The following is a 26259-nucleotide window of genomic DNA, read 5'->3' as shown; positions in this document are numbered from 1 at the left end:
TTGTGAGCCGATTAGCGAATCTATTCGGCTCATTGTGTGAGCTGATAATGCCGGCTATTCGGCTCGTTGTCTAATCATCAAGCCAGTCTGTTTGGCTTGATGAGCGTGCCTGGTCAGGGTTGTTGATTCAGCTCTTTCAGGCGTATTAGTACTTCTTCCCGAGATAGAGGGAAGAAAATCCAGTTCCTGTACTTAGGGTTATACTCGCCGCCCAGCTCATTCCGCCAAGATTTAAGCAGCTCAGCGATCTGTGGATTAAATGACCAGGAGCGCACGGCAACTGAGCCTGTAGGCAGTATTCGGGCGGATAACCACATCCCCATGATCGTATAGCGGTGCTCGATACATTTGGCTTGGGGTTCAGCTGCAGGGGGCTTGGCTGCAATGGATTGCCAATCAATTGCCGGTTGCGCAGGTATTAGTGGCGGTTCGGGATAAATCCAGATTTTGTTGCGTGTCTGCTCCAGGATATGGGCTTTCACCTCTTCCGAGGGAATGGGCTGCTTGTCGAACAGCAGTTCGCTGAGGTCAATTTCGACGGTATTAATACCGGCGCTTTTGATCCGCTCCAGTTTTTCTTCGCTAATGAACGAGGTGACCGCGACCTCGATGAATAGCTGACTGCCATCTCTCAGCTGGGCGACCAAGTCTGGCTGGAATCCTTGCTGTGGGACTTCCTCATCCACCCTTTCGAAATCCCACCAGCTAGTTTTGTCTTCGCTCCCCGGCCAAGTGCCAGGCATTGGGGGTAGTTGCAGGCCGAGCTGGTTGCGGATGACTTCTTTGGCATACAGGTGCAGCAGGCTTTCGCGCTGGATGAAGCAGCTTTCCTTGTTCGAGTGGTGGGAGAAGTGATGCTCACGGATCAGGCCTTTGCGAGCGACTACCGGCTCACCGCAGGATGCGCAGGTGCAATTGCACGCGAGCCCACGCATGGCGTTTTCAATGGTGATCAGTTGGCCGTTTGGATCGAGTGCAACGAACATGCTCATGGGCTAAGCCTCTGGTATTAAGACGGCTCCAAGAGTCATGATTCGAGCAGGTTAAAACCTCCCTTCAACCCTACATAAAGGGGTTCGCGGGGGATGCTTGGCCCCTTATTTACAGGGCCTCTGGAGGGTTTGTGCTGGACGTAGTGCGTTGCCTAGATGAAGAACTGCGGCAGTCGCCTGCCTATGATTTGAAGGCCTATAAGGTGATCCGGGTTTTGTTGGAAGCTAGCATTATCGCGTTGGAAAAAGGCAACGAAGACCCTCAGACCTTTGACCGTGCGACATTGCTAGAGATATGCGACCCGAAAGCGAAGGCAACTGGTCGTGACCCTGCTCGATGGCTATCTAGCTCCATGCTAGAGACATTTATGGACGCCAGAATGAACTCTATTCGACGGCGTGTGGAGCAACTGGGGTTGAAGCATCTGCCCGTCATCGAGAGCAGTGACGGGAAGGGTGGGGCAGGTAATCAGAAGGTCTATTGGCTTGCAACTCGGCCGATTGGAGACAGTGAAAGCGGCGCGCTCGGAGAGCAGTCGCCTGGGCAAATCATCTATACCAGAACTGAGAATGGCGACGTTCGGCCGGCATTGTTCCTAAGGCCATTTTTTCGCAAAGGAGTTCTGGAGAACCGTAGTTGGAGCGGTGTGATGATGTTGAGCGCTGTACTGATTGGTGTGGGGCTTCTGTTGCTTTGGGTTCTGGCATCGATATGGACTCTCTCTGCCCTTGACCAAGCGCTTACGCTACGCCAGCTGATAAGCAGTGCTTTCGTGGCTTTCATGGCTTGGTTTATATGGCGCTACGTGCATCAGCCATGGTTTCAGTTGATAGAAAGTCGAGTAGTAAAAGCACCGGCGATCTTGCTTTCGTTAAAGGAAGACTCTGCCGAACTTGAGATGTACCGTGACGATGCGAAAAGGCCCTGGACCAGGTTCGTACGCTTCTCAAGTGACTGTCCATTCTGTGGCGGCCGGATTTTGCTGGCAGAAGGTAAGCCTGATCATCAGGTACCCATTGTCGGCCGATGCGGTGAAAGCCCGCATGCGCACGTGTTTAGTTTCGACCGGGCAAGGCTATCGGGAGTTTATATCGGCCCAAGGCTTCAGCTTTAGATTTTCGCGGACGCGAAAATCCTTCGGTGACTGTCTGGTCGTATTTTTTCGCGTCCGCGAAAATCACAAGGTTCTGATGCCAAAATTTCGAGCTGGAATTTAAATTGCGCCTTCCGAGCGTAGGCTTTCCATGGTTTGCTTGTAGAGCTCGTCTACGTGCTGTGAAAGTTCAAGCGGGCTCATTCGGGCAAGGTCGGACAGATAGTCATCTCCCTCAAGCAAAGCTTTCTCGGCAGGCCAGCTGACACTCACGCTTACGGCTCTGTCGCGAAGTTCGGTGATGGTGTGCCGCTCCGTTGACGCACACGGTAGGGACTCCAACGCCGAAGCGATGGCCAATAGCTTGGCCTTGTAGCGCTCCATCGCCTCATCAGTACTTTCTCCTGATTCGACGATGAATGACATCAGCTCATTCTCTTCGTTAGCTGCAAACCAGAGCGTCCGATTCAGCTCGTCCATGTCTGCAAATAGCTCTCGGTACTCGGATAACAACTGGGCAAAGAGCCGATCTTTCTCTTCTTGGGTCATTAGTTCTTCTCCTTGAAGGTACTCAGCGAACAACTACCTGGGTCTAGGTTAGCTTTCGAGGTCATTTTCGCGTCCGCGAAAAATCAAAAAAACACGGAGATTTTCGCGTCCGCGAAAATTTTATTAGCTGTCAAATACGGCCCGTTTGTAAGCAGGTGCCGGGTGCGATTCTGGCAATTATGTCAGAAATGCCGCTCGCCGGCCTATCCTGCACTAGTAAAATTAATCCGCTCCGGTGCTTGGCTGTTTTGTTGCGTTAGTAAACAGATCGGATATAAGAAGTAAGCGTTTTGGACACCGTTGGTGATCAGTAGGCTAGCGATAGAGATCAGTTCGATAGCATTTCGGATACATTTAGTGAGCAATAACGCTCTATTTATGATTATTTATATGTGCGTTAAAGTGTTCGGGGTTAATGGTTGCGCGTTTACTGTTCTAGATTTCTGCTATGCGTGATATGACTTTTGAATTGGCGAGGGGCTATGACTGCTTGTACTAAAGTACTGCCGAGGTTTTTCGGGGCATGGTTGGTGGTTGCTGTGCTAACTGCGCATCAGGAGGCCCGCGCAGGGATACCAGTAATAGATGGTGTATCCAACGGAATGCGTGTTGCGGAGTTTGCACAAACCGTCGTGCAGTGGGGGAAGGAAATTGCTGAAATGCAGGCGCAATATGAGCAGCTGGTTCAGCAATACCAGCAGATGCGAGATACGCATGACAGCATGAATGGCAGTCGGGGAATGGGTGGTTTGTCTAGAAGCGATTACGGATATCTAGCAGGTGATTGGCAATCTGTAATGGGGGAAACAAATTACAGCGCTGTGCTTGATGCGGCGCATATTTGGGGTGCTGAGCAAACTGGATTATCCATCGATGGTGATGCCATGCGCGTGTATCAGGACTCACAGCATCAGAATGCTTTGAGTCTTTCGCTGAGCGAGCAAGGGTATAACCAGGTAAGCGCTAGATTTAGGTCTTTGAATGATCTGTTAGAAAGAGTAAACAGTGCTGTGGAGCTGAAAGATATCCAGGATTTGCAAGCCAGGATACAGGGGGAGCAAATGCTACTCCAGAACGAACAGAACAAAATAGCTTTGTTGGCGCAGCTACAGTCTGGTCAACGTGAAGTGCTTGACCAGCAGTCGCGAGAAATCGCAATTAAAGCCGGTGGGTTTGTTAAGCGTGAGGGCTGGTAGGCATGAAAGGAATTACGCCTCTAGTAGTGGTGACTTTGTTGCTCATGGGCTGCAAAGAGGGCGCTCCATACGTGGAGAATCCCTCAAGAATCATCTTGGATGGAAGGGCATACACTCAGCAAGAGTATCTGGAGCGCTTCTGTACAGAAGCGCCTAGCGATCCAGAGTGCTTGAAAGTGTCAGCAGCAATGAACAGGGATTCTGCTGAATTCGTCAAGCGTAAAGGGTGGTAAAGCAATGGACGCCGCTGAATTTGGATTTTTCAACAGAATATTCTCTGAGCTAGATACTGCCCTGGGTGTGTATATCAGTGACGTTGTAGCTGAGGTAATAGGTTCCCTTGGCGCAGTGACCGCACAATTGTTAGTGCTCTATTTTATTATCCATGGGTTCATGATGATGCGAGGGATGATTGAAGAGCCGGTCACGGACTTCGCCTGGCGAGTAGTTCGGCTTTCTATCATAACTGGAGTGGCACTGAACTTAGGTTACTACAATAGCGCCGTGGTCGACTTCATTTGGCGCTTTCCCGAAGCACTTGCTGCCATTGTCGTTCAAGGTGCTGCTGGTTCGGGATCTGCGTCATACCTAGATAGCTTAATGTCGCAAATGTACTCGCTTGGTAGTGCGTTCTGGACCAAAGGTACTGCCTCCACTATTCCGCATGTTGGACTGATTCTTTGTGCGGTTGCAGTTTGGGGTGTGGGTTTGCTTCTAACGGTTTACGCTGCATTTCTCTTGTGTCTATCTAAATTTATGTTGGCTATCCTGCTTGCTCTTGGGCCGATATTTATAGTTTTGCTGATGTTCGATTCAACGAAACGTTTTTTTGAGAGCTGGTTGGGGCAGGCGCTAAATTACGGTTTTTTAGTGGTGCTTGCAGGTGCGTGCATAAAACTAGTTATGAGCGTGCTTGAAATGTACCTTCTGGAAGGTGGCGCAGCGATAAGACTTGATCCTCAAGTAAGTGATATAGTACCAGCTGCTGGTATTTGTATTATCGGCTCGCTCCTGCTTGCACAGGTTAACTCTGTTGCGTCTGCTTTAGGTGGTGGTGTAGCAATAACTACTTTAGGTGCTGCAGGTGCAGCTTATAGCAAGGCTAAAAGTGGCGTAATTGGTGCAAAAGATATTTCTTCCGGAAAAACTCTCTCTGATATGCGCTCTGCTCGCCGTCAAAGGGAAAGTAATGCCAGGTGGGCGAGTCAGAATCCAGGTAAAACCGCTCGAGCTGCTGGTATTCCTATGGCAGCGTTTAGGCAGCTAACGGCACCGCGTTTTAACAAGGTGTCACGGAGTTAACGCACGATGTTATTAGAGGTTTCTGTCGCCTTAGTGGCAACGCTTGTAATGGCGGTTTTGTCAGGAAAATGCATCAGCTTTTTTCGTGCCGTACTTAGTTCTGAGAAGATAGCGGTAGAAACAGTAAACTGCTTTGTATTGAGCGTCTGCTTGCTAGTAACCTGGATGACCGTCTTGCAGTCTTGCGTCGATGTATTCAATGGGGATCCGGTAAGCGGATTACTAGGTGTTTTTGCATTCTATATCGCGCTGGCTTTCCTCCTATTTAACAGGCTGCGTCGTTCTCGTGTTGGAGGGGCCATCTGACTTCTATTCAGACCGGATAAGGACTAATGGAAAGTCCTCACTTCTGAGGGCTTTTTTGTGGTTCTTCGCGGAGTCTGGGGGAAGAGCGCGTTGACAGTCAGGGAAGTGGGTAAATTGGCAGTCGCCAAACGAACCAACCCCCACGCCCTGCTGCCACCGTGCATCCTATTGATCTTGCCCAGTTCTGGCCAGGCTACGCAGTCGTCGCCTGTCGCCCCTCTGCCGACAACATCCTGTTGATCGAACTCAAGCCTCAAGCCGACGCCATCCCCGAATGTGGGCGCTGCGGCCAAGCTTGTCCGCTGATCCACGAGCGCCGACTGCGTCGGATACGCGATCGGGATTTGTTGGATCAGCGCGTTCTGCTCCAGGTGCCTGTGCGCCGCGTTGACTGCCTGCGCTGTGGGCGGGTGACCGAGCGGATCGCCTGGCTGGAGCCGGCGTCACGTCTGACGCGGCGCTTGCAGGCCTGGCTCGAGGCTTTGCTGCAACTGCTGCCGATCAGCCACGTCAGCCGCCTCACCGGCATACACTGGCACACGCTCAAGCAACTCGACAAACGTCGGCTGGATGCCGCCGTCGGCACCTTCGAGCCGGGTGATGTGCGTTGCCTGGTGATGGACGAGTTCGCCCTGCACAAAGGCCATCGCTACGCCACGGTGATCATGGATGCCGAGCGCACGCGGGTGCTATGGGTCGGTCATGGCAACAGCCGCGAGGCGATCCGCCCATTCTTTGAGTTACTGGGCGAGCGCTGCCAACGGATCGAAGCGGTGGCGATGGACATGAACACCGCCTTCGATTTGGAGGTGAAGCGGCACTGCCCTCAAGCCGAAGTGGTGTACGACCTGTTCCATGTGGTGGCGCGCTACGGGCGTGAGGTGATCGACCGTATCCGCGTCGACCAGGCCAATCTCCTGCGCGATGACAAACCGGCACGCAAGGTGGTCAAGCAGAGCCGCTGGCTGTTGCTGCGCAATCGCGAAAACCTGAAGGACGGCCAAGCCGTGCAGTTGCAGGAGTTGCTCGCCGCCAACCAGCCATTGGCCACGGTCTACGTGCTCAAGGATGCGTTAAAGGAAGTCTGGTACGCCCCCACTGTGCGGGAGGGTTGGCGGCGCTGGCGAAGTTGGCTGCGGCATGCTCGGGACAGCGGTCTGGCGCCGCTCCAACGCTTTGCCCGGAATCTGCGCAAATACGCCCGTGGCATCCTCGCAAGCGCCCGCTTCCCCCTGCACACCAGCGTCCTGGAAGGCGTGAACAACCGCATCAAGGTGATCAAGCGGATGGCCTATGGCTTCCGGGACTCTGACTACTTCTTCCTGAAAATCAAGGCCGCCTTCCCCGGGAAAGCGCGATGAACCTTTTTTGTTGCTCCTGCCAAAGGCCATAAGCTGCTTGTTGGGCCATCCAGTGCCCAGCTCTGCCCAGGCCCGCCAATTCGAGCTGTGTAGCGAGTTCAATGGTTAAAGGTGCAAGGCACTGTAGGACAGGCCTGAGTTGGCTCAATGGATAGTTCAGGCGCATAGCAAAGTCCTGCGTTGATAGTTTCAAAGCTGGCACGATGTCTTCACGTAGCGCTTCTCCGGGATGCGGAGGATTGTGCATAGGTGGCATTCGTTCTGTTCCACAGGTGGTAGGTTTCATAGCCTGATCACCATCTTTTAATGTCTGGCTGAACACAATTATGCCAAGCCTAGCGCGCACACGCGCCCGGTTGAGCGGTCGGCCGGCTTTTTGGCCGAGCGTGATTTATCCGGGTCTTAGCGCCCGCAGGGTGGCCGTAGGCCAGGGCAGGCCAGCCTCACCGGCCTGCGCCGCTTAGACAGGCTTCCACTCCGGCCCTGCGGGCGCAGCTTGGCTTTATTACAACTCGAATACCTGAGTCTGCTCTGGTGCGGGTAGATTAAAGATAGAGAGAAGGTAGAAGGCGTTTATCTGGCCTGCACCCCTAGTCCCGCGGGCACTGCAGCCATTGGGGCGGAATGCAACACCGATAAAGCGGAACGCAACACCGACAAAGCGGAATGCAACACCGATACAGGCGGAACGCTACACCGATGTTTTTTGCCGTTTATGCACAACCTTTCGCCAACTGGCCTGCGCTTTTCCCTTGGTACTGAGCTCCAAGCGGGAGCCCGCGATAATTTCTAGCCGTTCAAGCTCCTTAAGGGCTGCTGATAGCGCGGTTTTGAATTTTCGCATTGGACTGGTGTAGTGAAGCTTGGCCTTGAGCCAGTCGAGCGAATAGCGCTGTTCTGTGTCTGCTGACGTTGCGACCAGCCGTTGGATAGCCTTAGCCATGTCTTGCCCTTGAGTAATCTCCAAGCGCTTGGCCCAATGAATTAGCGCAAACTCCCTGTTGTTGAACAGCTCGCCCCAACGGGGATCAATTCGATACGTGTAGGCTTCTAGCTCATCGTCGTAATCGAACCCTTCTATCAAATGCAGTGCTCTCGTCCGGCCGATGTGTAGTTTGCTTAGTCCCGCTTTGGTCGCTTCGATAGTGAGCATCCCGAAGCTGAGCTCGAGCATTGCCCGGTGTAACCATTTGTATTGCCATGAGCCTGTATCTCGGCCAATTGCTCGTAAAAATGCAGCGCGATTGAGCGTTACAGACTCTCCTAACGGCCCATGCCTTATTGCCTCGTGCAGAGCGTGCAGCCAGACGTCGGCTTGGGACTCATCTAGCTGCTCGCCAGAGTACTTGATAACGGCATCTCTTCTGCTAACGAGAACAGTGTTCTTGTGCTGGATTTTTCTTCCACGAGCGATAGGCGCGAACAAGCTTGAGCGCGCTATGTGATTTGGCATCGCACGCATGAAGTCCTCGAGCCCAGGTAGGAACAGCTGATCTGTTTTCTTCGGGGAGCCAGCCTTCTGTTCCTGTGGTTCTGGAGTGTTCAAGCCCTGAGCTTTAGCAGAGCATTTCTCTTCGAGTATCCGAATGCCCTGGCTCAATGTTGCTATGCGAGGGCGCTGAGCCTGTGCTGGCTGATCTAGGGGCATTGCTCACCCCTGGTTGCTAGCGTGATTACTGGGCCCTTTGGTGGGCATGCTGCTCAGAAGCGTGGCCTGCTGTTGTACTTTTGTTGGTCGACCCCGCTTACGTCTGCGGTTGAGCGGGTTGCTGGGGTCTATGGCGCACAATTCGTCGATGTACGTCGCAACATCAAGCAGGCGAAAGAGACGCTTACTACCGAGTTTGAAAGATGGAATTGGGTATTTGCCCTGACTGATCGCGTTGCGAATCGTTTGTTCGTTCTCGCTGGTGATTTCACTCACTTGCCGAACGGTCAGTGTTGGCGGGTAGAGAGAGGCCAAAAAATTGATAAGGGAAAGCTCGGCCAGTGCCATGATCGTTACACCTCTTAAAAGCGACCGCAGCACTGCTGCTGATCGCGTCTGAGAGAGGTGTGTGATCCGGTTTCTGCCTTCCCTTCGGTTGCGGGATGGTTCACGGCTGTTCGTGTTTTTTACGAAGAGGTCGGCGTAGCTGGGGGTGACTGATACGACATCCTAATCCCAGCCCAGGCAGCAGAGGTTTCTCGATACTCTGCCTTGGCTCTTCTCCACGGGGGCTAGCCCGCGCTACTTCTCAGGTCGCTTTTGCTTGCCTTATCCACACAGTTTCAGTGGCAAGCTCAACCGTCATGCTCGCTCTGAAATCCTCTAGGCCCGTTCCCCATGACGGATTTCTCGGGTTCGCGCCACGCTGCGAGGTTTTCAGTTGGCCGATTATAATTGGCCTTAACTAGACGGTGTCAACGCAAGCAAAATCGCTTGTCATGACGGGAATCTTGTCCAAATCTTGTCCATCTGAGGGCATTTTCTTACCGGTAGAGCTGCCTATAATTGCTTCTAATCGATGCTACTGAAAATCAAGTAACCCACTGATTTGTAAGTGCTTATTCTTGATTTTGTTGTTTTAAATCAATGGCTTGGGAAGGCCTGTTGGTGCACTCGTAACGCGAAGGTCGTAGGTTCGATTCCTATCTCCGGCACCATTTCCAGCAAAGGGTTGGCTTCGGCCAACCCTTTTTCGTTGCGGCGCTGCAAAATCCCTGGTGTTGCTGTCCAAGCAGCTGTGACGATGGCTTGCGGGTTGCCGGCCTGGCGCCGGGCCTGCCCTGATGGGAGTTACTCATGTTCGCACGTTCGCTCGTCCTGATCCTGGCTGCGGCCTGCGCTGGCGTTGTGCTGGCCGACGAGCCGCAGACCATTCGCGTCATCCCCAAGAGCTACATCAGCCCGGGCGCCAGTGGCAGCGTTTCCGGCTCGGTGCGCTATGAGCAGCACAATCTCTATGGCGGGCAGCGCCTGCCGCAGGGCAGTGTGAGGCAGGAGAGCCGCTACGGCAGCCAGTCCAGTGAGACGTGCGGCGGCATTCGGCAGAGCACCGAGTACCCCGGCGGGCTGATCATCGAGCGTCAGCCAGGCAGTGGCAGCTATCAGCAGCAGCGCAGCCGCTGACGCATCAGCGGTTGGCGGCGAGCTTGTCGGGGTGGCCCGGCGCGTCGGCGATCACTGCGCGGTTGCGCCCCTCGCTCTTGGCCCGGTACAGGCATTCGTCGGCGCGCTGTAGCCAGCTTTCCCAATGCTCGCCGCTGTGCAGGATGGCCCCGCCGATGGACACCGTCACGCCACCGCCGGGGGTTTCCAGCTCCTGCTGTACGCTGCGCAGCAGGTTCTGCGCGGCCGTATGCAGGCCTTCGAGGCCGGTGTTGGGCAGCAGCAGGAGGAATTCCTCGCCTCCGAAGCGGAACAGGCGGTCCTCCTTGCGCGAGCAGCGCTTGATCAGCTCGACGAAGGCCACCAGTACCTGATCGCCCACGTGATGGCCGAAGCGGTCGTTGATCTGCTTGAAGTGGTCCAGGTCCATCACCAGCAGGCCGTAGCTGTCGCTGTGGCGGCGATGGCTGGCCATGGCGATCTTCAGCTCTTCGTTCATGGCGCGCCGGTTGCGCGCGCCGGTCAGCGGGTCGTGGATGGCCAGCAGCTGCAGGCGGTCGCGCTGATTGCGGGTGCGGAAGGCGAAGATGAAGCTGAGCACGCTGGCCATCATGCAGGTGACCAGGAACGAGATCATCTGGTAGTGACTCTCGAACACGCTGCCAGGCACCAGCAATGCGTAAGTGACCAGGCTGACCAACACCACGCTGGTCGCCAGCAGCGCCTTGCCGGGCGTGACCATGAAGAAGTTGAAGAGAATCAGCGGGTAGATCCAGAACAGGCCGTTGACCCCCAGGTTGATGGCGATCAGCGTGGCGCCGAGGGAGAACACGCCCGCCAGGTAGATGCCGGGCTTGACCGTGTCCCGCGTGGCCCAGGCGTAGAGCACGGCGAAGAGGGTGGACAGGACGATGACCGTGTCCGCGATGCCGACCAGGTAGTTGCCGTGCAGCAGGCGATAGACGGCATACGGGGAGATGCCGATGATGCCGAACAGCCCCATCAGGGTGATGATCGAAAGCTGAAAATCATTGCGCAGGCGCTTCAGCAGGCGAGCGGTCTGGGTAGCCATAGCGTTTCTTTTCATTGTTGTGGACCAAGCATGCAGAGCTTCGACCGCTCATGGCAAGGGGCATTCCTGAGCAAAGTGCCAGTATTCCTGCCCTCGGCGAAAGGTGGCTCAGTGAGCGCGCAGCGATACTAACGGCTTGTTGCGTCGATAGCGGGCCAGCCGTTCGGCTAGTTCGGCCGGCAGCGGGTCGCAGTCGACGAATCCCTGGCGCTGATAGAAGCAGCGTAGCTGCGGATGGCAGAACAGCCAGATGGCTTCGGGATGCTGCGCCAGACAGGCGCGCAGCAGTTCGCCGGCCACGCCCTGACGCCGCAGCGCGGGCGCGACGAACAGGCCGGTCAGCCACTGTCCGGCGCTGACCGGGCGCAGGCTGAGGGCCGCGACGATGCCCCCGCTGCTCTGGGCGACCCACACCTCATCGCCTGCCTGGCCGCGCATGGGCGAGCGATGGCTGCGATAGAACTTGTTGAGCAGCGGCTGCAGCTCGGAGGGCAGGCAACGGTAGTGAGGGGTGGACATCGACCGGCACGGGTGAGGACAGGGCCTGCCATTTAACCGCAGATTTTGGTTAACGACTGCGCATTTGCGCCCTGTCGGTCCGTGACAGCTCTCCGGCAGCACCGCATCATGAGCGCGCTCGTCCATCGCTCAAGGATTCCCGCGTGTCCCGACCGTCGCCCCCCACCATCGTGTTCGCCGCACAGAGTTCGGCCGGGCGGGTGCGTACGCACAACGAAGATGCGCTGGCCTGTCGGCCTGAACTCGGCCTCTGGGCCGTTGCCGACGGCATGGGCGGGCACGCCAGTGGCGAGGTGGCCAGTGCCAGGGCGCTCGATGGCCTGATCGCCGCCGTGGCGCAGGGGCAGACACTGGAGGCGGCGGTGCAGGCTGCCCACCAGGCCGTGCTGGCCGCCGCCGCGTCCTGCGATGGCGCGGCGGACATGGGCAGCACTCTGGTGGCGGTGCGCATGCAGGGCGATGCCTTCGAGCTGGCCTGGATCGGCGACAGCCGCGCCTATCGCATCGCCGCTGACCGCATCGAGCAGCTCAGCCACGATCACAGCTGGGTGCAGGTGATGATCGACGCCGGCCAGCTGAGCGTCGAGGAGGCGCGCGAGCATCCACGGCGCAACCTGATCCTGCAATGCCTCGGCCAGGGTGAGCCGGTGCTCGACGTCGGCCTGCTGCATGGTCACCTGGCGGCCGATGAACTGTTGCTGCTGTGCAGCGATGGCCTGACCTGCGAGCTGGATGACCCGGCCATCCAGCACTGCTGCGCCGAGTCGGCCACCCTGGAAGCGATGGTCGAACAGTTGCTGGGGCTGGCAAATGGCCATGGCGGTAGAGACAATATCAGCTGCATCGTCCTCGGCCTCGCTGCGCCTGCCTCGCCCTGCGAGGCGCCGGCGCGCAGCCTGCTGAGCAAACTGTTCAAATTCCGTCAATCCTGAGTGCCAGTCGAGCCGTATGAACCAGCCTTCGATCAACGTACCCGGTTACAGCATTCATGGTCGCCTGGGCAAAGGAGGCATGGCGGAGGTCTACCTGGCCACCGAGGAGGCCCTGCAGCGCCAGGTGGCGCTGAAGGTGCTGCTGCATCGCGAGGATGAGGAATTCACCCAGCGTTTCATCAAGGAAGGCCACATCGTCGCCTCCTTGCAGCATCCGTCGATCATCACCATCTACCGCATCGACCAGCTGGCCGATGGCCGCCACTTCCTGGCCATGGAGTACCTGGCCGGTGGTGACCTGGCCCAGTACAAGGGGCAGCGCCTGGAGCCCGCGCGGGCCTTGCGCATCGTCCGGCAGATCGCCAGCGCCCTGGTCGTGGTGCACGACAAGGGGCTGGTGCACCGCGACATCAAGCCCGGCAACATCCTGTTCCGCGACGACGGCACGGCGGTGCTCACCGATTTCGGCGTGGCCAAGGCGCTGCAACTCGACAGCGACCTGACCCAGTCGGGGATCGCCGTCGGCAGCCCGGCCTACAGCAGCCCGGAGCAGGCGCAGTGCCAGGCGCTGGATGCGCGCAGCGACATCTACAGCCTGGGCGTGATCCTGCTGGAGATGCTCACCGGGCATAACCCCTTCCGTGGCGAGAACTACACCCAGACACTGATGAACCAGCTGCAGCTGGAGCCGCCGCAACTGCCCGAGCCGTTGCGCGAGCTGCAGTGGCTGCTCGAGCGCATGCTGGCCAAGGCGCCGGACGAACGCTTCGCCGACTGCCACGTGCTGCTGGCCAGCCTGGATGAGCTGCAGGATGCCGAACAGGAGCTGACGCGCATGACGCCGGCAGTCAAGGCGCCGCCACGCCAGGCCCGCCGGCGCTGGTTGCCCTGGGCGCTACTGGGCGTGCTGCTGCTGGCGGGGGCGGGCGCCGGTGGCTACTACTGGCAACTGCAGCAGCGCATCGCCGGCTTGCTCGTGCTGGGCGAGGCGCGTCTGGCCGCTGGGCAGCTGCTGACCCCGGCGCAGGACAACGCCGATTACTACTTCCGCCAGGCGCTGCTGCTGGATGCCGACAACGCCCAGGCCAGCGATGGCTTGCAGCGCGTGCTGCAGGCGCGCATCCAGGGCTATCTGCAACTGGCCGAGGAGCGCCTGGCCGAGGGCCTGCTGATCCTGCCCGAGGACGACAGCGCGGTGCACTACTTCCGCCAGGTACTGGGCTGGGAGTCGGACAACCTGCTGGCACTGGCCGGGATCAACCGCGTGGCGCAGCGCTTCATCGATCAGACCGAGGCGGCCTACGCGCGGCGCGAGTACAACCTGGCGCTGGAGCAGATCAAGCAGGGGCTCGAGGCCGAACCCGACAACGAGCGGCTGCTGGCGCTGTACGACGGCCATCAGGAGCGTGTGCGCCAGGCCACGCAACCGGCTGCACGGCCGGCGCAGCGTTCCTCGCAGAACCCGATCAAGCGCCTGCTGAACAACCTTTTCGACTGAACCGAGGCATTGACGATGCTCAGACTGCAGTTTCTGGATAACCGCCAAGCGCCGGTCTGGTTGAGCGACGAGCGCCTGACCATCGGCCAGGACAGCCGCAACCAGCTGGTGCTGGGCGATGCGGGCATCACCAGCTTTCATGCCGAGATTCGCCAGCACCAGGGCTACTACTACCTGAGCGATGCCAGCCAGGGGGCCACCTGGGTCAACGAGCAGCGCATCGGCAGCCGTTTTCAGCTGCGTGACGGCGACCGCCTGCGCCTGGGCAGCGTGGAGCTGCAACTGGTCGACCCCGCCAAGGCGAACGTCAGGACGGATGCCCCGGCGCCGCGCTGGTTTCTCCAGGTCATCCAGGGCGAGCACCAGGGGCGCAAGTTCCACATCCACGGCTCGATGACCTTCGGCCGTTCGAGCAAGTGCGAGTTGTGCTTCAGCGACCTGGAGCTGTCACGCCGGCACTGCGAGTTCTTCCTCAAGGACGACGTGCTGGAGATCAAGGACCTGGCCTCGGCCAACGGTGTGCTGGTCAACCAGCAGAAGGTCAGGACCGCCATGCTGCAACCGGGGGACCAGCTGAGGATGGGCTCGGTGACGCTGCTGGTGATCGGCCCCAAGGTCGACGTCAGCGAGGAGCCCGACGAGGACGCCACCCAGTTCATGCGCGTCGCCGACCTGCCCAAGGCGCTGGCGGGCAAGGGCGCTGGCGCGGCCACGCAGGCCGCGCGCCGCCAGCCGGGCGCCGCACCCGCAGCGGCCAATCCCCTGCGCGCCGCCGCCCAGGCAAAGGCCGTTGCCGAGGCCACGCCTGCTGCGCCCGGCAGCGCTCGGCTGTGGCTGGGCGGCGCGCTGATCCTGGTGCTCGGCGTGGTCCTTGGCGCGCTGTCGATGCGTCTGCTCGGCTAGATGTGTAAACCCAGTACGTTGTTCAGTGGAAGCGGTGCTCTGCTGATCGGGGGCAGGTATCCGAGGCTGGCGTGCAGTCGGTGCCAGTTGTAGTGATGCAGCCAGGGCAGCAGGTGCGCTGCTCGCTGCTGTGAAGTGTCGTAGCTACGGGCATAGGCCCATTCACGCAGGCTCGTTTGGATGAAGCGCTCGGCCTTACCGTTGGTGCGTGGCGTATAGGGCTTGGTACGGATGTGTTTCAGCCTGAGTCGAGCACACAACCGTTGAAACGCCCGGGACCGATAACAGGCGCCGTTGTCTGTCATGACGCGCCGAAAGCAGATGTTCAGCCCGCGGTAGTAGCGCAGTGCTTGCAGCAAGGCCCGGCAGGCGCTGCTGCCGCGCTCATCTGGATGCAGGCTGGTGAACGCCAGTCGGGACGCATCGTCGATAGCCACGTGCATGAACTCCCAGCCGGCGCCGTCGGAGCACTGCTGACGGTCGCCAGTGACTCGATGTCCGGGTTTCCAGAAGCGGCCAAGCTTCTTGATGTCCAGGTGCAGGAGATCGCCGGGATTGGCGTATTCATAACGCACCACCACAGGAGCAGGTTCCAGCTCAGCCAGCCGATGAAAGCCGGCCTGCTTGAGGCGGCGGGCCACGGTACTGACGGCCAGGCCGAGTATCTGGGCGATCTGCCGGTAAGTCTTGCGAGAGCGACGTAGCTCGATCAGTTGCTCGACCAGAGCGATTGCCGTGGCATGGGGGCATGAGTGCGGACGTGATGAACGATCCATCAGGCCAATCTCACCTTCCTCACGAAAGCGTTTGAGCCACTTGTAGGCTGTACGCACACTGACGCCAGCGGCTTGTGCCGCATCTTCGACTCGCAGACCGTTGAGCATGCGCTGCACGAGAAGGGCTCGACCTCGCGGGGTAAGACGGGCATGTTTATGCAGGTTCATCCGGGGCTCCTGGAAGGCTGTGTTGGTCGCGCTTCCAGAATTCCGGGAATGCCCCGGATGAACAACCTACTGAGAGATCACAGCTAGAGCTCCAGGCACGACGATTCAGGCCGAGGCCAGGCGCCGGCGTTCGGCATGGATTTCCGGCAGGTCGCTGCGGCGCAGATAGACCCGCAGCGGCTCGCTGAGATTGACCCGGTCATCGATGCGCTGCTCCTGCAGCCAGGCCAGGCGCTGGCGATCCAGGCGCATCAGCTCGCCCTCGGCTTCGTGCCAGACGTATTCGCAGGTGGGGGTGATGGTCTCGGCGGGGACATCGAGGCCGAAGCTGTCTTCGGAGAAACGCAGCAGGTACTGCTCGGTCTTGGCGTTGTAGCCGACGAAACCCTGCAACTGGTCGGCGGCCTGGCAGATCTGGGTGGACGTGATACTCATGGCAAACCTCGTTTCCTGTGGGGTTTGCAGGCAAGGCGAATGGTTCTGTTTATCGGCGCAGCCTAACCGCCGGGGCTGACGCTCGCGTTGCCGTGGATCAAGAAACCGCCGGGCGTCGAGGGTGGCCTTACCGGGTGTGCGGGTTGCCAGGCAGGCGTTGCAGGGCCGGCAGCACCTGTTCGCGCAGCAGCGGCGCGAGGTCGTCGGACAGGGGCGCATCGAGGGCCAGCCAGCGCAGCTCTTCCAGCTCGGCAGCCGGTTGCACGGGGTGGGGCAGGCTGGCGCGGTAGATGTCCGCCTGCAGCCAGGTGTCGGCTTCGTTGGCAGCCGCCGCCTGGAACTGGCCAAGCGCGTGCAGCGCATCGGCGTCCAGGCGCAGTTCCAGCTCCTCGAACAGCTCGCGGCCGAGTGCCGCCAGCGCGTCCTCACCGGCTTCGCGCTTGCCGCCGGGCAGCATGAAGAAGCGCGTGTTGCGCTTGCGTACCAGCAGCAGGTGGCCGCGTTCGTCGAACAGGCAGGCGGCGGCGATGTGCAGGGTGGTGGTCATGAGTCAGGCAGCGGGCGTCCGGGGACGCCCGCCAGGCATCAGCCGGCGAGGCCGACGTAGACGTTCTGCACGTCGTCGTGACCGTCGATGGCCTCGAGGAAGGCTTCGACTTCTTCCATCTGCTCCGGCGTCAGGCTGGTGACCGGGTTCTTCGGACGGTAGCCGAGCTTGGCCGAGTTGACGGTAAAACTTTGCTCCGGCAGCGCCTTGCACACCGCGTCGAGGTCGGTGGGGTCGGTGATGAACAGGGTCGCGCCCTCGTCATCGGGCACGAAGTCCTGGGCACCGGCTTCGATGGCAGCCAGCTCCGGGTCCGCGCCGTCGTCGCTGCTGGCCTCGATCAGGCCGACATGCTCGAAGTCCCAGCTCACCGAACCGGAAGCGCCGAGCTGGCCCTTGCGGAACAGCACGCGGATTTCGGCGACGGTGCGGTTGACGTTGTCGGTCAGGCACTCGACGATCAGCGGCACCTGGTGCGGCGCGAAGCCTTCGTAGAGGGTGCGCTCGTAGTTGACCACCTCACCGGACAGGCCGGCGCCTTTCTTGATGGCGCGGTCCAGGGTGTCCTTGGGCATCGAGGCCTTCTTGGCCTGGTGGATGGCAAGGCGCAGCTTGGGGTTCATGTCCGGGTCGGCGCCGTTGCGCGCAGCGATCATGATTTCCTTCACCAGCTTGCCGAAGATCTTGCCTCGGGCATTGGCGGCGGCTTCTTTGGGTTTGGCTTTCCACTGGGCGCCCATCTGGGGTCTCCTGGCCGATAGGTGAAAAGGCGTCGGCACGTAAGCGCGGCCTGACGATCGGATAGGCTGCGGATTCTAGTGCCTTGCGCGCCTCAGGGCACCTGCAATTTCGCCTGGCTGTCGTGCCGGCGTTCGCGTTGCGACGCCGTGGCGCTTGCCTGGGCCGGCATGGCGGCAGAACATGGCGGCCCCGCGCAATCGTCAGAAGGAGTTGCTCATGCCGCGTTGGAGTCCGTTCATGGCCTTGTGGGTCGCTGCCACGGCGCAGGCTGCGCCCGAACAGGTGCCGCTGTACCGCGAGATCAAGGATTGGGTGGTCGCCTGCGACAACCTGCGCGGCTGCGAGGCCATCAGCGCTGCCGACGGTTTCGACTACCGGCCCCTGAGCCTGAACCTGCAGCGCGCTGCGGGGCCCCGGGCACCGTTGCAACTGTCCTTGCACTATGCCGAAGCGGGCGGTTACGCACCGCTGCAACTCGATGGCCGGCCCCTGGCGAGTGCCGGGCGCCTGCGCCTGACGGAAGAGGACGACGGGGCCGCGTTGCTGGCCGAGGGCGCCGATGCCCAGGCCGTGCTGGCCGAGCTGCGCAACGCCAGTCAGTTGCGCATGGACGAGGAGCGCGAGTACGAGGCGGTGGTCTCGCTCAGCGGCCTTTCCGCCGTCCTGCTGCTGATGGATGCCGTGCAGGGGCGGGTGGATACCCAGGGTGCCCTGTACCGCCCGGGTTCGCGCCCGGACAGCGAGGTGCCGGCTGCGCCGCCGGCACCTGAGCTGCGCGCTCATCCCGGTGTCACGCCGCTGAGCGAGCGCGAAAGCCAGGCCATCGCCGCTGCGGTGATGGCGCAAACCCGTGACCAGTGGGCCGAAGAGGACATGGGCGGCGAGCCCGAGGCCGAGGCTTACGCGCTCAACGAGCGCGAAGCCCTGGTGCTGATCCAGACCTGGTGCGCGGCCTACAACTGCGATTTCGCGGTGTACCGCGTCGACCGTCAGGCGCCGCATGCGCAGCGCGATCTGCAGCTCGACCCGCTGCCTCTGGGGCATGACGGGCTGTCCGGGTGGGTCAGCTACGACAGCGACAGCGGCGAGCTGGCCTACCTGTACAAGGGCCGCGGCATTGCCGACTGCGGCGAGGCCGGCAGTTGGCGCTTCGATGGCGCGCGCTTTCAGCTGGCCTCGTTCAGCTATCTGGGGCGCTGCGCCGCGCGCAATCCCGGCGAATGGCCCGTGCTGTGGCGAGTGGCCGAGCCCGACTAGAGGTAACGCCAGATCAGCTGCACGCCCGCCAGCAGGATGCCCAGCCGGGCGATGCGGTAGAACCACAGGTGGTTGATCCGCGATTGCAGCCACAGGCCGCTCCAGACCCCAAGCGGCACGATGGGGGCGAGCATCAGGCTCAGCAGCAGGTTGTCCCGGCTGAACTGGCCCAGCGCGGCGTAGGGGAACAGCTTCGCCGCGTTGGTCAGCAGGAAGAACAGGTTGACGGTGGCGACGAAACGCACCTTGTCCAGCTGCTGCGGCATCAGGTGCATCATCACTGGCGGGCCGCCGGCATGGGCGACGAAACTGGTGAAGCCGGCCAACGTCGACAGCAGCGTGCCGCGACCCTTGTGCAGCGGTCGTGGGGCCGGGTGGCTGGCGATCAGGCCGAGGCCGACGAACAGGATGGCGATCACCCCGATCAGCAGGCCGATGGCGCGTTCGTCGAAGAAGCCGAAGGTCAGCGAACCGATGGCGATGCCCAGCGCCGCGCCGGGCAGCATGACCCTGAGGTTGGCCGTGTCCCACTTGCGCCAATAGGCCTTGAGGCCGACCACGTCGGCCAGGCAGAGGATCGGCAGCATGACGGCGACGGCCTGCTTCGGCGACGTCGCCAGGGCCAGCAGCGGCACGGCGAGACCGCCCAGCGCACCGCCGAAACCGCCCTTGGACAGCCCGGTGAGGAAGATCGCCGGCAGGGCGAACAGCAGGAAATCGTGCAGGGTCATGGCGGGCCACGGGCAGGAGACGAGGGCGCAGGTTAGCAGGCTGGCGAGCAGCTGGCTGCGTGGCCGGCGCGAGGTCGAGGACGGCGTGCCACGCACTGTGTGGTGTTTTTCGCTGCGTTCTGTGTCTGCCGGCCTGTCGCCTGCGCTGCTCTAATGGCCGCTCCCTTCATTCGAGGACTGTCTCCATGTCGCCCAAGGATCTGCTACTGGCGTTGCTGGTGATCGTCGTCTGGGGTCTGAATTTCGTGGTCATCAAGGTCGGCCTGCACGGCATGCCGCCGATGCTCATGGGGGCGCTGCGCTTCATGCTCGCCGCCTTTCCGGCGATCCTCTTCGTGCGGCGCCCGCAGGTGCCCCTGCGCTGGATGCTGGCCTACGGCATGACCATCTCGCTGGGCCAGTTCGCCTTTCTGTTCTACGCCATGTACGTCGGCATGCCGGCGGGCCTGGCGTCGCTGGTGCTGCAGTCGCAGGCCTTCTTCACCCTGTTCTTCGCCGCGCTGTTTCTCGGTGAGCGCCTGCGTGGCAGCAACCTGTTCGGTTTGCTGGTGGCGGCCAGCGGCCTGGCGCTGATCGGCCTGCAGGGCGGCCAGGCGATGACCCTGGCCGGCTTCGCCCTGACCATCGCGGCAGCGTCGATGTGGGCGCTGGGCAACGTCGTCACGCGCAGGCTGGGCAAGGTCAACCTGGTCGGCCTGGTGGTATGGGGCAGCCTGATACCGCCGCTGCCGTTCCTGGCCCTGTCGTTCTGGCTGGAAGGCCCCGAGTTGATCCTGCATTCGCTGCAGAGCATCAGCCTCGACTCGATCCTGGTGCTGGCCTACCTGGCCTTTGGCGCCACCATCCTCGGCTATGGCCTGTGGAGTCGCCTGCTGTCGCGTTACCCGGCCAGCCAGGTGGCACCGTTCTCGCTGCTGGTGCCGGTGGTGGGTATCAGCTCCTCGGTGCTGCTGCTGGGCGAGCGCCTGGGCAGCCTGCAGATGGTCGGCGCGGTGCTGGTCATGGCCGGGCTGCTGATCAACGTCTGGGGCGGGCGCCTGCTCGACAGCTGGCGCCAGCGCGCACCCGGCGCCATCTGAACCGGCGTGCCGTCGTGGATCAGGCCTCCGGGCGCTTCTCCGGCAGGCGCTCGAGGATCTGATCCAGGCGTTGCTGGATGCGCTGGTCGATCTTCTCGTGCAGACGCATGATCTCCAGCTCGGCCCGCAGGTTCACCTCGAAATCCAGGCGCGCGGCCACGCGGTCCTTCGCCGCCTGGCGGTTCTGGCTCATCATGATGATCGGCGCCTGGATCGCGGCCAGGGTCGACAGCATCAGGTTGAGAAAGATGTAGGGGTAGGGATCGAACGCCAGGCCGAAGTGCGCCAGCACATCGCTGTTGAGCAGCATCCAGCCGAGCATGGTCAGCGAGAAGCAGACGATGAAGGTCCAGGACCCGCCCACCGAGGCGACCCGGTCCGACAGGCGCTCGCCGAAGGTCGATTCGGCATCCGAGGCATCGGCCACGTCGCGGCTGATCGGGCGGCGCTGGCGTAGGGTTTCCAGGACGTGGGTTTCTTCCGGCTCGAGCTCGTGCAGGGCTTTGCCGAGCAGGTGCTGGGCGAGTTGTTGCAGAGGGTGCGGGGTATTCATCGGGCGCAGCTCGCGTGAGGGGATGGCGAGATGCTGAACCGGAAGCGCGCCGCTGTCACCGGGGACAGCGCGGAGAAGGGCGCGAAGGGCCGTGTCGACAGCCCTCCGCTGGCGGCAGGTCAGTCCTGGCGGCTGGTGACTTCCAGCAGGTGGTAGCCGAACTGGGTCTTCACCGGGCCCTGCACCACGCCGACCGGCGCGCTGAATACCACGGTGTCGAATTCCTTGACCATCTGGCCCGGGCCGAACGAGCCCAGGTCGCCGCCGTTGCGGCCGGACGGGCAGCTGGAGTTGTCTCTGGCCAGTTGGGCAAAGTCGGCGCCACCTTCGATGGCGGTTTTCAGTTCGTTGCACTTGTCTTCGCTGGCAACCAGGATGTGGCGGGCAGTGGCGCGGGCCATGGGATACCTCCTATGAATTGAGCGGCAGAGCCTAGCGCAATCGACCCGACAAGCAAACGGTCGGCTTCACGCTTGGCTGCGCCAGGGCGATTACAGCAGGTCCTTGTCGACGGCCTGTTGCAGGGTGCTCTGCGTCAACTGCCGGAGCAGGTTGTCGCTGCGGTCCTGGAAGGGCACGGCGAAGATCAGGAACAGGTGCATCCAGGTCGTCAGCGACTCCTGCTGCTGGGCGGTGCCGAGTTTCTCTCCATTGCCGTCGCGTACGGCCATGCTCATCGTCAGCGTGTTGTCGAAGGCGCCGGGAATCAGGAAGAAGGTCGCCCCGGTCAGTACGGCCAGTCCCATGTTGCCCGTCTCGTGGTTGTGCAGGGTGACGGTCAGGTACAGGTCGGACTCCTCCTGGGCGGTGGTCACGCGCGAAAAGCGACCGCTTTCGGAGAGCGTCTGCGAGATCACTTGTTCCAGTTTGGCGACGTCGGCCGTGCTGACGCGCGGGTTGTCATTGACCTGGTATTCGCCGAAGACCTTGAGGTAGACGCTCGGTTTCTCCTGTTCGGGCGAGGCGAGCGGCCATTGGTCGACCGTCTGCAGCGAGTGATGGGAGTAGGTCATGCAACCCTGCAGGCTGGCCGAGGCGATCAGCAGGATCAGTGCAAAGAGTTTCTTCATGGGGAAATCCTTTTCAGTGGGTCAGTTGTCGGGTGCCGTCCTGCAGCAGCTGCTCGACCAGCTCGGTCAGCTGCTGTCCGCCAGACGGGAACATGTAGTCGTAGTCCCAGAGGCCGGTGTTCTTGTCCACCACCAGGTTCTTCTGCGACAGCGCCAGTTGCCGGCCCTGGTTGTCGAGGATCTGCAGCTCGGCTGCCAGGTCGTACTTGTCGACGTAGATCGGTCCGTTCACCCAGATCCAGATCGTCAGCGTCAGCAGTGCGCCGGGGACGTAACCCGGGTGTGGCGTGCGTTTGCCTTTCAGCGAGGAGAAGTCGAACTGCAGCTGGACGTCCTGTTCATTCAGCTTGGCGGGGAAGCTGATGACGCGCTTGAAGTACTCGCCCTTCTCGATGTGCTGGCTGATCTGGGCGGTCAGCTGGTTGCCGATGTTGCGCCGGGTGTTTTCATCGATACGCGTGTCCGTGACCTTGACGTCCTTGATCATCGCGCTGCCCGGCAGGGAGTGTTCGATGATCTGGCTGGGAGGGTAGATCGGACCTGCCGGGGTGAACGACATGCAGCCGGTCAGGGTCATGCCGGCAAGGCCGGCCGCGAGAAAGCGTGCTTTGAACATCGATGAAGCATCCTTGGCGTATTGCTGAAAGGGCAGGTATCCGTCGGTGGTATCTGGATTTCCGCCTGAGCGCTGTCCCTCTGCCATCCTTCGGCGCGGCGGGATATTAGCGTCAAAATGCCATCATTGGAATGGCGAGCTGCAGTGTCTTTCCGCTTCGCCTGGCAACGGATTGCCTCGCGTCGGCAACGTGCTGCCGACGCGGGCCTGGAAGCCCCGTGGATACTGGCTTTCAGAGCTGGCCCGTAATCTGCTTTATCAGAGGCTGAACGCTTTTCGCGGAGGCCCCATGACCAGTATCAACAACAGCATGCCTGCCATGCTCAGCTACTACGGTAGCCAGCTCAACAACCGTTCCAGCGCCGCCAGCGGCGACAGCGACACCTCGAGCAGCCAGGACCCGCTGGCCGATCTGCGCCGTTTCGCCAAGCAGGTGGTGGCGCGCAGCGAGGGTGGCTTGCTGCGCGCGATGCAGGGTGGCACGGCGCAGGCGGCCACCGGCCTGCAGGGCCTTGGCGAGAGCAAGGCGGCGGGGTCTTCGGCGATCCAGTTGCCGGATGTCGAGGACCTCGACCGCGACGATGCGGCCAAGCTGCTGGAGCAGGTGCAGAAGATGGTGGATGCCGGCATGGACGGCAGTGTGCTGATCGCCGGCCGCAACGGTGAGCAGCAGACCGACTCGCTGGAAACCTACCGCCAGTGGCTGCAGGAGAAGGGCGGGCTGAGCGTCTACGCCTGATGCCGCTGGCTCAGCCGGGGACCGCGTCGATCGCGCTGGCCTCGTCTTCGTCCGCGACCACCTGATTGCGCCCGGCGCGCTTGGCGGCGTAGGTGCGCCTGTCGGCGGCTCGCATCAGTTCGTCCAGCGACTGGCCGTCGCTGCCCAGGCTGGCCACGCCCGCGCTGAGCGTCATGGGCACGGCGCTGCCGGCCACCTCGAGCGGTTTGTCCGCCAGGCGCTGGCGCAGGCTTTCCGCGATCTCCCGTGCGCGCCCCGGCGGGGTGCCGGGCAGCAGCACGGCGAATTCCTCGCCACCCATCCGGCAGAACAGGTCATTGATGCGCAACCGCTGCGTCAGCACCGTGGCGAAGTGGGCCAGGGCGCGGTCGCCGACCTCGTGACCGAAACGGTCGTTGATCTGCTTGAAGTGATCGATATCGACGAACACCAGTGACAGCGCGGTGTCGTTGCGCAGGGCGTGCGCGCGTTCGCGCTCGAACACTTCGCTCAGCTTCATGCGGTTCGCCAGGCCGGTCAGCGCGTCCGTGGTGGCTTGCTCGATCAGGCGCTTCTCGTTGAGCACCCGACTGCGTTCGTAGATATGGGCGAAAATCATCACCGCGAGGCTGGCCAGGCCGAGGTTGGCGAGTATCACGGCGTTGACCAGCTGCTGCTCCGCCGGCAGGCGCTGGTTGAAGGTGAACAGGCCGATGCCGACGAACAGGATCGAGCCGTACAGGCCCAGGCGCAGGCCGAGTAGCATGTAGCAGATGATCGGAATGGTCTGAATCCAGGCGAACACGGCGAAGGTGGTATGTGGGCGCGACAGCGCCACGATCATGATGCTGAAGAACGGCAACAGGTAAATCGTGGTCAATAGCTGCAGATTGCGCGTTCGATCGATGATCATCAGCATGTACAGCGACACGCCGGCGTAGCCGATCTCGAGCGTGGCCAGCAGCCAGTTGTCGCGCAGCAGGTTGACCACGAAGAAGAACAGGCCGCCGACCAGGGTGATCCAGAGCAGGGCTTTGAGGACCAGGCGTCGATGTTGTTCGTTCTTGGCGAAGTGATCGGGCATTGGCTGTTCTCTGGCAGGATCGGGCAATCGTCTGGGCAGTTCGAGATGACACCTGGGGCTTATGCAGGAACCCTGCCGTCTGCGCGGCAAACCCGCAATCACTGAGGGTTTCGCGCAGGTCGGCGCTGATCATGATGCTGTGCTGGAGATGGCGACAGAATCACGACGTTAGTGGAGAGAGGGCGGTATGACAACGGCAGGCAAGAGGTGGGGACGCGGATCAGGGCTGCTGGCGCTGCTGATGGTGGCCGCCGTCACCTCGGTACAGGCGGGCGAAGATGTGGCATTGATCGACGCGATCAACGCCTATCGGGGCGAAATACAACGCTGCGGCGTGCAGGCCTCGGAGCCATTGCCACCGCTGGCGGACGACCCGCGCCTGGTGCTGCCGGCCAATGGCACGGCGGACCTGCAGGACGCGCTCGGCGCCGCCGGCTATCCGCTGGTCAACGTCAAGGCCATCACGCTTTCCGGGCCGCGTGATGCGCGCTCGGCCATGCAGGCGCTGAGCGAGAGTTTCTGTCGGGTGCTGCTCGACCCGCAGTTCATCGACGTCGGGGTCAGTCAGCAGGGGCGTGACTGGCGCATCGTGCTGGCGCGGCCACTGCTCAGCGGTCGCCTGCAACCCTGGCAGGCCGAGGGCGAGAAGCTGCTGATGGCGATCAACCGGGCGCGGGCCCAGGCGCGCCATTGTGGTGCCCAGGCCTTCGGCGCAGCCGATCCGCTGGCCTGGAATGCGCCGCTGGGCAGCGCGGCCGAAAGCCACAGTCGGGCCATGGCCAACGACAACTTCTTCGCCCACCAGGGGCGCGACGGACGCACTCCGGGTGATCGCGCCGAGCTGGCCGGCTATGGCGGCGGACGCGTTGGCGAGAACATCGCCGCGGCGCTGGATACGCCGGCCAAGGTCGTCGAGGGCTGGCTGGCCAGCCCCGGACATTGCGCCAACATCATGAATCCCGAGTACAGCGAACTGGGCGCCGCCTACGCCAGCGACCCGCAGAGCGATGCCGGCATCTACTGGACGGCGCTGTTCGGCGGGCAGTGAGCCGCCGCCTCAGGCGCGGGCGAACAGCGTGGCCAGGTGCTGTTCATAGCGCGCCACGTCGCGCTCGATGTCCGGCACCTTCATCACGTCGTTGCAGATGAAGGTGGGCAGGGCGTTCATGCCAAGAAACTCGTTGGCCTTGTGGAACGGGAAGTACACCGCGTCCACGCCCTTGCCCTCGAAGAAGTCGCTGGGGTCTTCGAACGCCTGCACCGGCGCGTTCCAGGTCAGCGACAGCATGTACTGCTTGCCCTGAATCAGGCCGCCGCTGCCGTACTTCTGCGAGGCATCGGAGCGGGTGCGGCCGTCGTTGGCGTAGAGGCTGCCATGGCCGGCGGTGAACACCTCGTCGAGGTAGCGCTTCACCGTCCAGGGCGCGCCCATCCACCAGCCGGGCATCTGGTAGATGACCACATCGGCCCAGAGGATTTTCGCGACTTCCTCGTCGACGTCGTAGCCGCCGTCGATGAAGGTGGTCTTCACGTCGCAGCCGGCGCGATCGAGGAAGGCCAGCGCCGCGTCGTGCAGGGTGCTGTTGTACTGGCCGTGGGAATGGGCGAAGGCCTTGCCGCCGTTGAGCAGGAGGATCTTTTTCATCGGGTGTCTCCAGAAAATGTGGCG

General features: G+C 61.3%; 30 protein-coding genes. 12 read left to right on the top strand and 18 right to left on the bottom strand.

Features of this window, described 5'->3' with window-relative positions; all coding sequences use genetic code 11:
- Positions 1–113 precede the first annotated feature (113 nt).
- Positions 114–992: a DUF7828 domain-containing protein gene (locus tag JLK41_RS18115; RefSeq protein ID WP_210389520.1), complete on the bottom strand. Its 879-nt coding sequence runs from the start codon at positions 990–992 to the stop codon at positions 114–116.
- A gap of 131 nt (positions 993–1123) precedes the next feature.
- On the opposite strand from JLK41_RS18115, the gene JLK41_RS18110 reads away from it, so the two are divergent.
- Positions 1124–2107 (top strand): hypothetical protein, encoded by a 984-nt coding sequence (locus JLK41_RS18110; protein ID WP_210389519.1) that lies wholly within the window; start codon positions 1124–1126, stop codon positions 2105–2107.
- 99 nt (positions 2108–2206) lie between these two features.
- Here JLK41_RS18110 and JLK41_RS18105 read toward each other — a convergent pair whose 3' ends face one another.
- On the bottom strand, positions 2207–2635 hold the full coding sequence (locus JLK41_RS18105) for a hypothetical protein (RefSeq protein ID WP_210389518.1): 429 nt from the start codon (positions 2633–2635) through the stop codon (positions 2207–2209).
- Positions 2636–3117: 482 nt separating this feature from the next.
- On the opposite strand from JLK41_RS18105, the gene JLK41_RS18100 reads away from it, so the two are divergent.
- The 3 genes from JLK41_RS18100 to JLK41_RS18090 all read left to right on the top strand — a co-directional run bounded on the left by JLK41_RS18100 (position 3118) and on the right by JLK41_RS18090 (position 6800).
- Positions 3118–3831 (top strand): TrbJ/VirB5 family protein, encoded by a 714-nt coding sequence (locus tag JLK41_RS18100; RefSeq protein ID WP_280527656.1) that lies wholly within the window; start codon positions 3118–3120, stop codon positions 3829–3831.
- A 237-nt stretch (positions 3832–4068) separates the two neighbouring features.
- The gene (locus tag JLK41_RS18095) at positions 4069–5133 is read left to right on the top strand and encodes a TrbL/VirB6 family protein (protein ID WP_210389516.1); all 1065 of its coding nucleotides are present in this window, start codon (positions 4069–4071) and stop codon (positions 5131–5133) included.
- Between the two features lie 464 nt (positions 5134–5597).
- The gene (locus JLK41_RS18090; protein WP_150605811.1) at positions 5598–6800 is read left to right on the top strand and encodes an ISL3 family transposase; all 1203 of its coding nucleotides are present in this window, start codon (positions 5598–5600) and stop codon (positions 6798–6800) included.
- On the opposite strand, the gene JLK41_RS18085 is transcribed toward JLK41_RS18090, so the two are convergent.
- The 3 genes from JLK41_RS18085 to JLK41_RS18075 form a co-directional block, all read right to left on the bottom strand.
- The gene (locus tag JLK41_RS18085) at positions 6769–7047 is read right to left on the bottom strand and encodes a HigA family addiction module antitoxin (RefSeq protein ID WP_210391252.1); all 279 of its coding nucleotides are present in this window, start codon (positions 7045–7047) and stop codon (positions 6769–6771) included. The genes JLK41_RS18090 and JLK41_RS18085 overlap by 32 nt on opposite strands.
- 444 nt (positions 7048–7491) lie before the next feature.
- On the bottom strand, positions 7492–8448 hold the full coding sequence (locus JLK41_RS18080) for a replication initiation protein (RefSeq protein ID WP_210389515.1): 957 nt from the start codon (positions 8446–8448) through the stop codon (positions 7492–7494).
- Positions 8449–8451: 3 nt separating this feature from the next.
- Positions 8452–8796 carry a helix-turn-helix domain-containing protein gene (locus JLK41_RS18075; RefSeq protein WP_210389514.1) on the bottom strand — a complete coding sequence of 115 codons (345 nt, stop codon included), beginning with the start codon at positions 8794–8796 and terminating at the stop codon, positions 8452–8454.
- 789 nt (positions 8797–9585) lie between these two features.
- On the opposite strand from JLK41_RS18075, the gene JLK41_RS18070 reads away from it, so the two are divergent.
- Positions 9586–9912: a hypothetical protein gene (locus JLK41_RS18070; protein WP_210389513.1), complete on the top strand. Its 327-nt coding sequence runs from the start codon at positions 9586–9588 to the stop codon at positions 9910–9912.
- A gap of 4 nt (positions 9913–9916) precedes the next feature.
- On the opposite strand, the gene JLK41_RS18065 is transcribed toward JLK41_RS18070, so the two are convergent.
- On the bottom strand, positions 9917–10963 hold the full coding sequence (locus tag JLK41_RS18065) for a GGDEF domain-containing protein (protein WP_210389512.1): 1047 nt from the start codon (positions 10961–10963) through the stop codon (positions 9917–9919).
- A gap of 108 nt (positions 10964–11071) precedes the next feature.
- A complete protein-coding gene (locus tag JLK41_RS18060) occupies positions 11072–11482 on the bottom strand; it encodes a GNAT family N-acetyltransferase (RefSeq protein ID WP_210389511.1) in 411 nt (136 codons plus the stop codon).
- Between the two features lie 143 nt (positions 11483–11625).
- Between JLK41_RS18060 and JLK41_RS18055 the strand changes: the two genes are divergently transcribed.
- Genes JLK41_RS18055 through JLK41_RS18045 form a run of 3 tightly spaced genes read left to right on the top strand, consistent with a single transcriptional unit; the run spans position 11626 to position 14815 of the window.
- Entirely contained in the window at positions 11626–12414 is a 789-nt protein-coding gene (locus JLK41_RS18055) for a PP2C family protein-serine/threonine phosphatase (protein WP_210389510.1), read from the top strand.
- A 16-nt stretch (positions 12415–12430) separates the two neighbouring features.
- Entirely contained in the window at positions 12431–13912 is a 1482-nt protein-coding gene (locus JLK41_RS18050) for a serine/threonine-protein kinase (protein ID WP_210389509.1), read from the top strand.
- Between the two features lie 15 nt (positions 13913–13927).
- A complete protein-coding gene (locus JLK41_RS18045) occupies positions 13928–14815 on the top strand; it encodes an FHA domain-containing protein (protein WP_210389508.1) in 888 nt (295 codons plus the stop codon).
- On the opposite strand, the gene JLK41_RS18040 is transcribed toward JLK41_RS18045, so the two are convergent.
- From JLK41_RS18040 to JLK41_RS18025, 4 genes are all read right to left on the bottom strand, one after another.
- On the bottom strand, positions 14812–15759 hold the full coding sequence (locus tag JLK41_RS18040; RefSeq protein WP_210389341.1) for an IS481 family transposase: 948 nt from the start codon (positions 15757–15759) through the stop codon (positions 14812–14814). The two genes, JLK41_RS18045 and JLK41_RS18040, sit on opposite strands and share 4 nt — an antisense overlap.
- Positions 15760–15864: 105 nt before the next feature.
- Positions 15865–16194 (bottom strand): DUF2025 family protein, encoded by a 330-nt coding sequence (locus JLK41_RS18035; RefSeq protein WP_037056138.1) that lies wholly within the window; start codon positions 16192–16194, stop codon positions 15865–15867.
- 127 nt (positions 16195–16321) lie between these two features.
- Complete coding sequence (locus JLK41_RS18030) at positions 16322–16741, bottom strand: NUDIX hydrolase (protein WP_210389507.1); 420 nt, start codon at positions 16739–16741, stop codon at positions 16322–16324.
- Positions 16742–16779: 38 nt separating this feature from the next.
- Entirely contained in the window at positions 16780–17481 is a 702-nt protein-coding gene (locus JLK41_RS18025; protein ID WP_210389506.1) for a YebC/PmpR family DNA-binding transcriptional regulator, read from the bottom strand.
- A gap of 217 nt (positions 17482–17698) precedes the next feature.
- Here JLK41_RS18025 and JLK41_RS18020 point away from each other — a divergent pair, with 217 nt between their 5' ends.
- Positions 17699–18739, top strand: coding sequence for a DUF1176 domain-containing protein (locus JLK41_RS18020; RefSeq protein ID WP_037056143.1), 1041 nt, complete (start codon positions 17699–17701; stop codon positions 18737–18739).
- Here the strand turns inward: JLK41_RS18020 and JLK41_RS18015 are convergent.
- Positions 18736–19470, bottom strand: coding sequence for a sulfite exporter TauE/SafE family protein (locus JLK41_RS18015; RefSeq protein ID WP_037056145.1), 735 nt, complete (start codon positions 19468–19470; stop codon positions 18736–18738). The two genes, JLK41_RS18020 and JLK41_RS18015, sit on opposite strands and share 4 nt — an antisense overlap.
- Before the next feature lie 185 nt (positions 19471–19655).
- Here JLK41_RS18015 and JLK41_RS18010 point away from each other — a divergent pair, with 185 nt between their 5' ends.
- Positions 19656–20549, top strand: a complete 894-nt coding sequence (locus tag JLK41_RS18010; RefSeq protein WP_210389505.1) for an EamA family transporter — start codon at positions 19656–19658, stop codon at positions 20547–20549.
- Between the two features lie 19 nt (positions 20550–20568).
- On the opposite strand, the gene JLK41_RS18005 is transcribed toward JLK41_RS18010, so the two are convergent.
- The 4 genes from JLK41_RS18005 to JLK41_RS17990 all read right to left on the bottom strand — a co-directional run bounded on the left by JLK41_RS18005 (position 20569) and on the right by JLK41_RS17990 (position 22788).
- Complete coding sequence (locus tag JLK41_RS18005; RefSeq protein ID WP_175252836.1) at positions 20569–21102, bottom strand: DUF1003 domain-containing protein; 534 nt, start codon at positions 21100–21102, stop codon at positions 20569–20571.
- 119 nt (positions 21103–21221) lie between these two features.
- Positions 21222–21521, bottom strand: a complete 300-nt coding sequence (locus tag JLK41_RS18000; RefSeq protein WP_268988773.1) for a peptidylprolyl isomerase — start codon at positions 21519–21521, stop codon at positions 21222–21224.
- A 72-nt stretch (positions 21522–21593) separates the two neighbouring features.
- Positions 21594–22172 carry a hypothetical protein gene (locus tag JLK41_RS17995; protein ID WP_037056153.1) on the bottom strand — a complete coding sequence of 193 codons (579 nt, stop codon included), beginning with the start codon at positions 22170–22172 and terminating at the stop codon, positions 21594–21596.
- 13 nt (positions 22173–22185) lie between these two features.
- Positions 22186–22788, bottom strand: coding sequence for a hypothetical protein (locus JLK41_RS17990; RefSeq protein ID WP_150605969.1), 603 nt, complete (start codon positions 22786–22788; stop codon positions 22186–22188).
- Between the two features lie 289 nt (positions 22789–23077).
- Here JLK41_RS17990 and JLK41_RS17985 point away from each other — a divergent pair, with 289 nt between their 5' ends.
- Positions 23078–23527 (top strand): hypothetical protein, encoded by a 450-nt coding sequence (locus JLK41_RS17985; RefSeq protein ID WP_152489298.1) that lies wholly within the window; start codon positions 23078–23080, stop codon positions 23525–23527.
- Between the two features lie 10 nt (positions 23528–23537).
- Here JLK41_RS17985 and JLK41_RS17980 read toward each other — a convergent pair whose 3' ends face one another.
- Positions 23538–24590 (bottom strand): GGDEF domain-containing protein, encoded by a 1053-nt coding sequence (locus JLK41_RS17980; protein ID WP_037056159.1) that lies wholly within the window; start codon positions 24588–24590, stop codon positions 23538–23540.
- A gap of 241 nt (positions 24591–24831) precedes the next feature.
- Here JLK41_RS17980 and JLK41_RS17975 point away from each other — a divergent pair, with 241 nt between their 5' ends.
- Positions 24832–25638, top strand: a complete 807-nt coding sequence (locus tag JLK41_RS17975) for a CAP domain-containing protein (protein ID WP_244976527.1) — start codon at positions 24832–24834, stop codon at positions 25636–25638.
- 9 nt (positions 25639–25647) lie between these two features.
- Here the strand turns inward: JLK41_RS17975 and mdaB are convergent, their stop codons facing one another.
- Entirely contained in the window at positions 25648–26235 is a 588-nt protein-coding gene (gene mdaB, locus JLK41_RS17970) for an NADPH:quinone oxidoreductase MdaB (protein WP_210389503.1), read from the bottom strand.
- Positions 26236–26259: the final 24 nt, after the last annotated feature.

It is taken from the genome of Ectopseudomonas khazarica (assembly GCF_017915135.1).
GTDB classification, from domain to species: domain Bacteria; phylum Pseudomonadota; class Gammaproteobacteria; order Pseudomonadales; family Pseudomonadaceae; genus Aquipseudomonas; species Aquipseudomonas khazarica.
The sequence above is the reverse complement of the archived record's forward strand: the minus strand, read 5'-3'. Positions and strand labels throughout refer to the sequence as shown.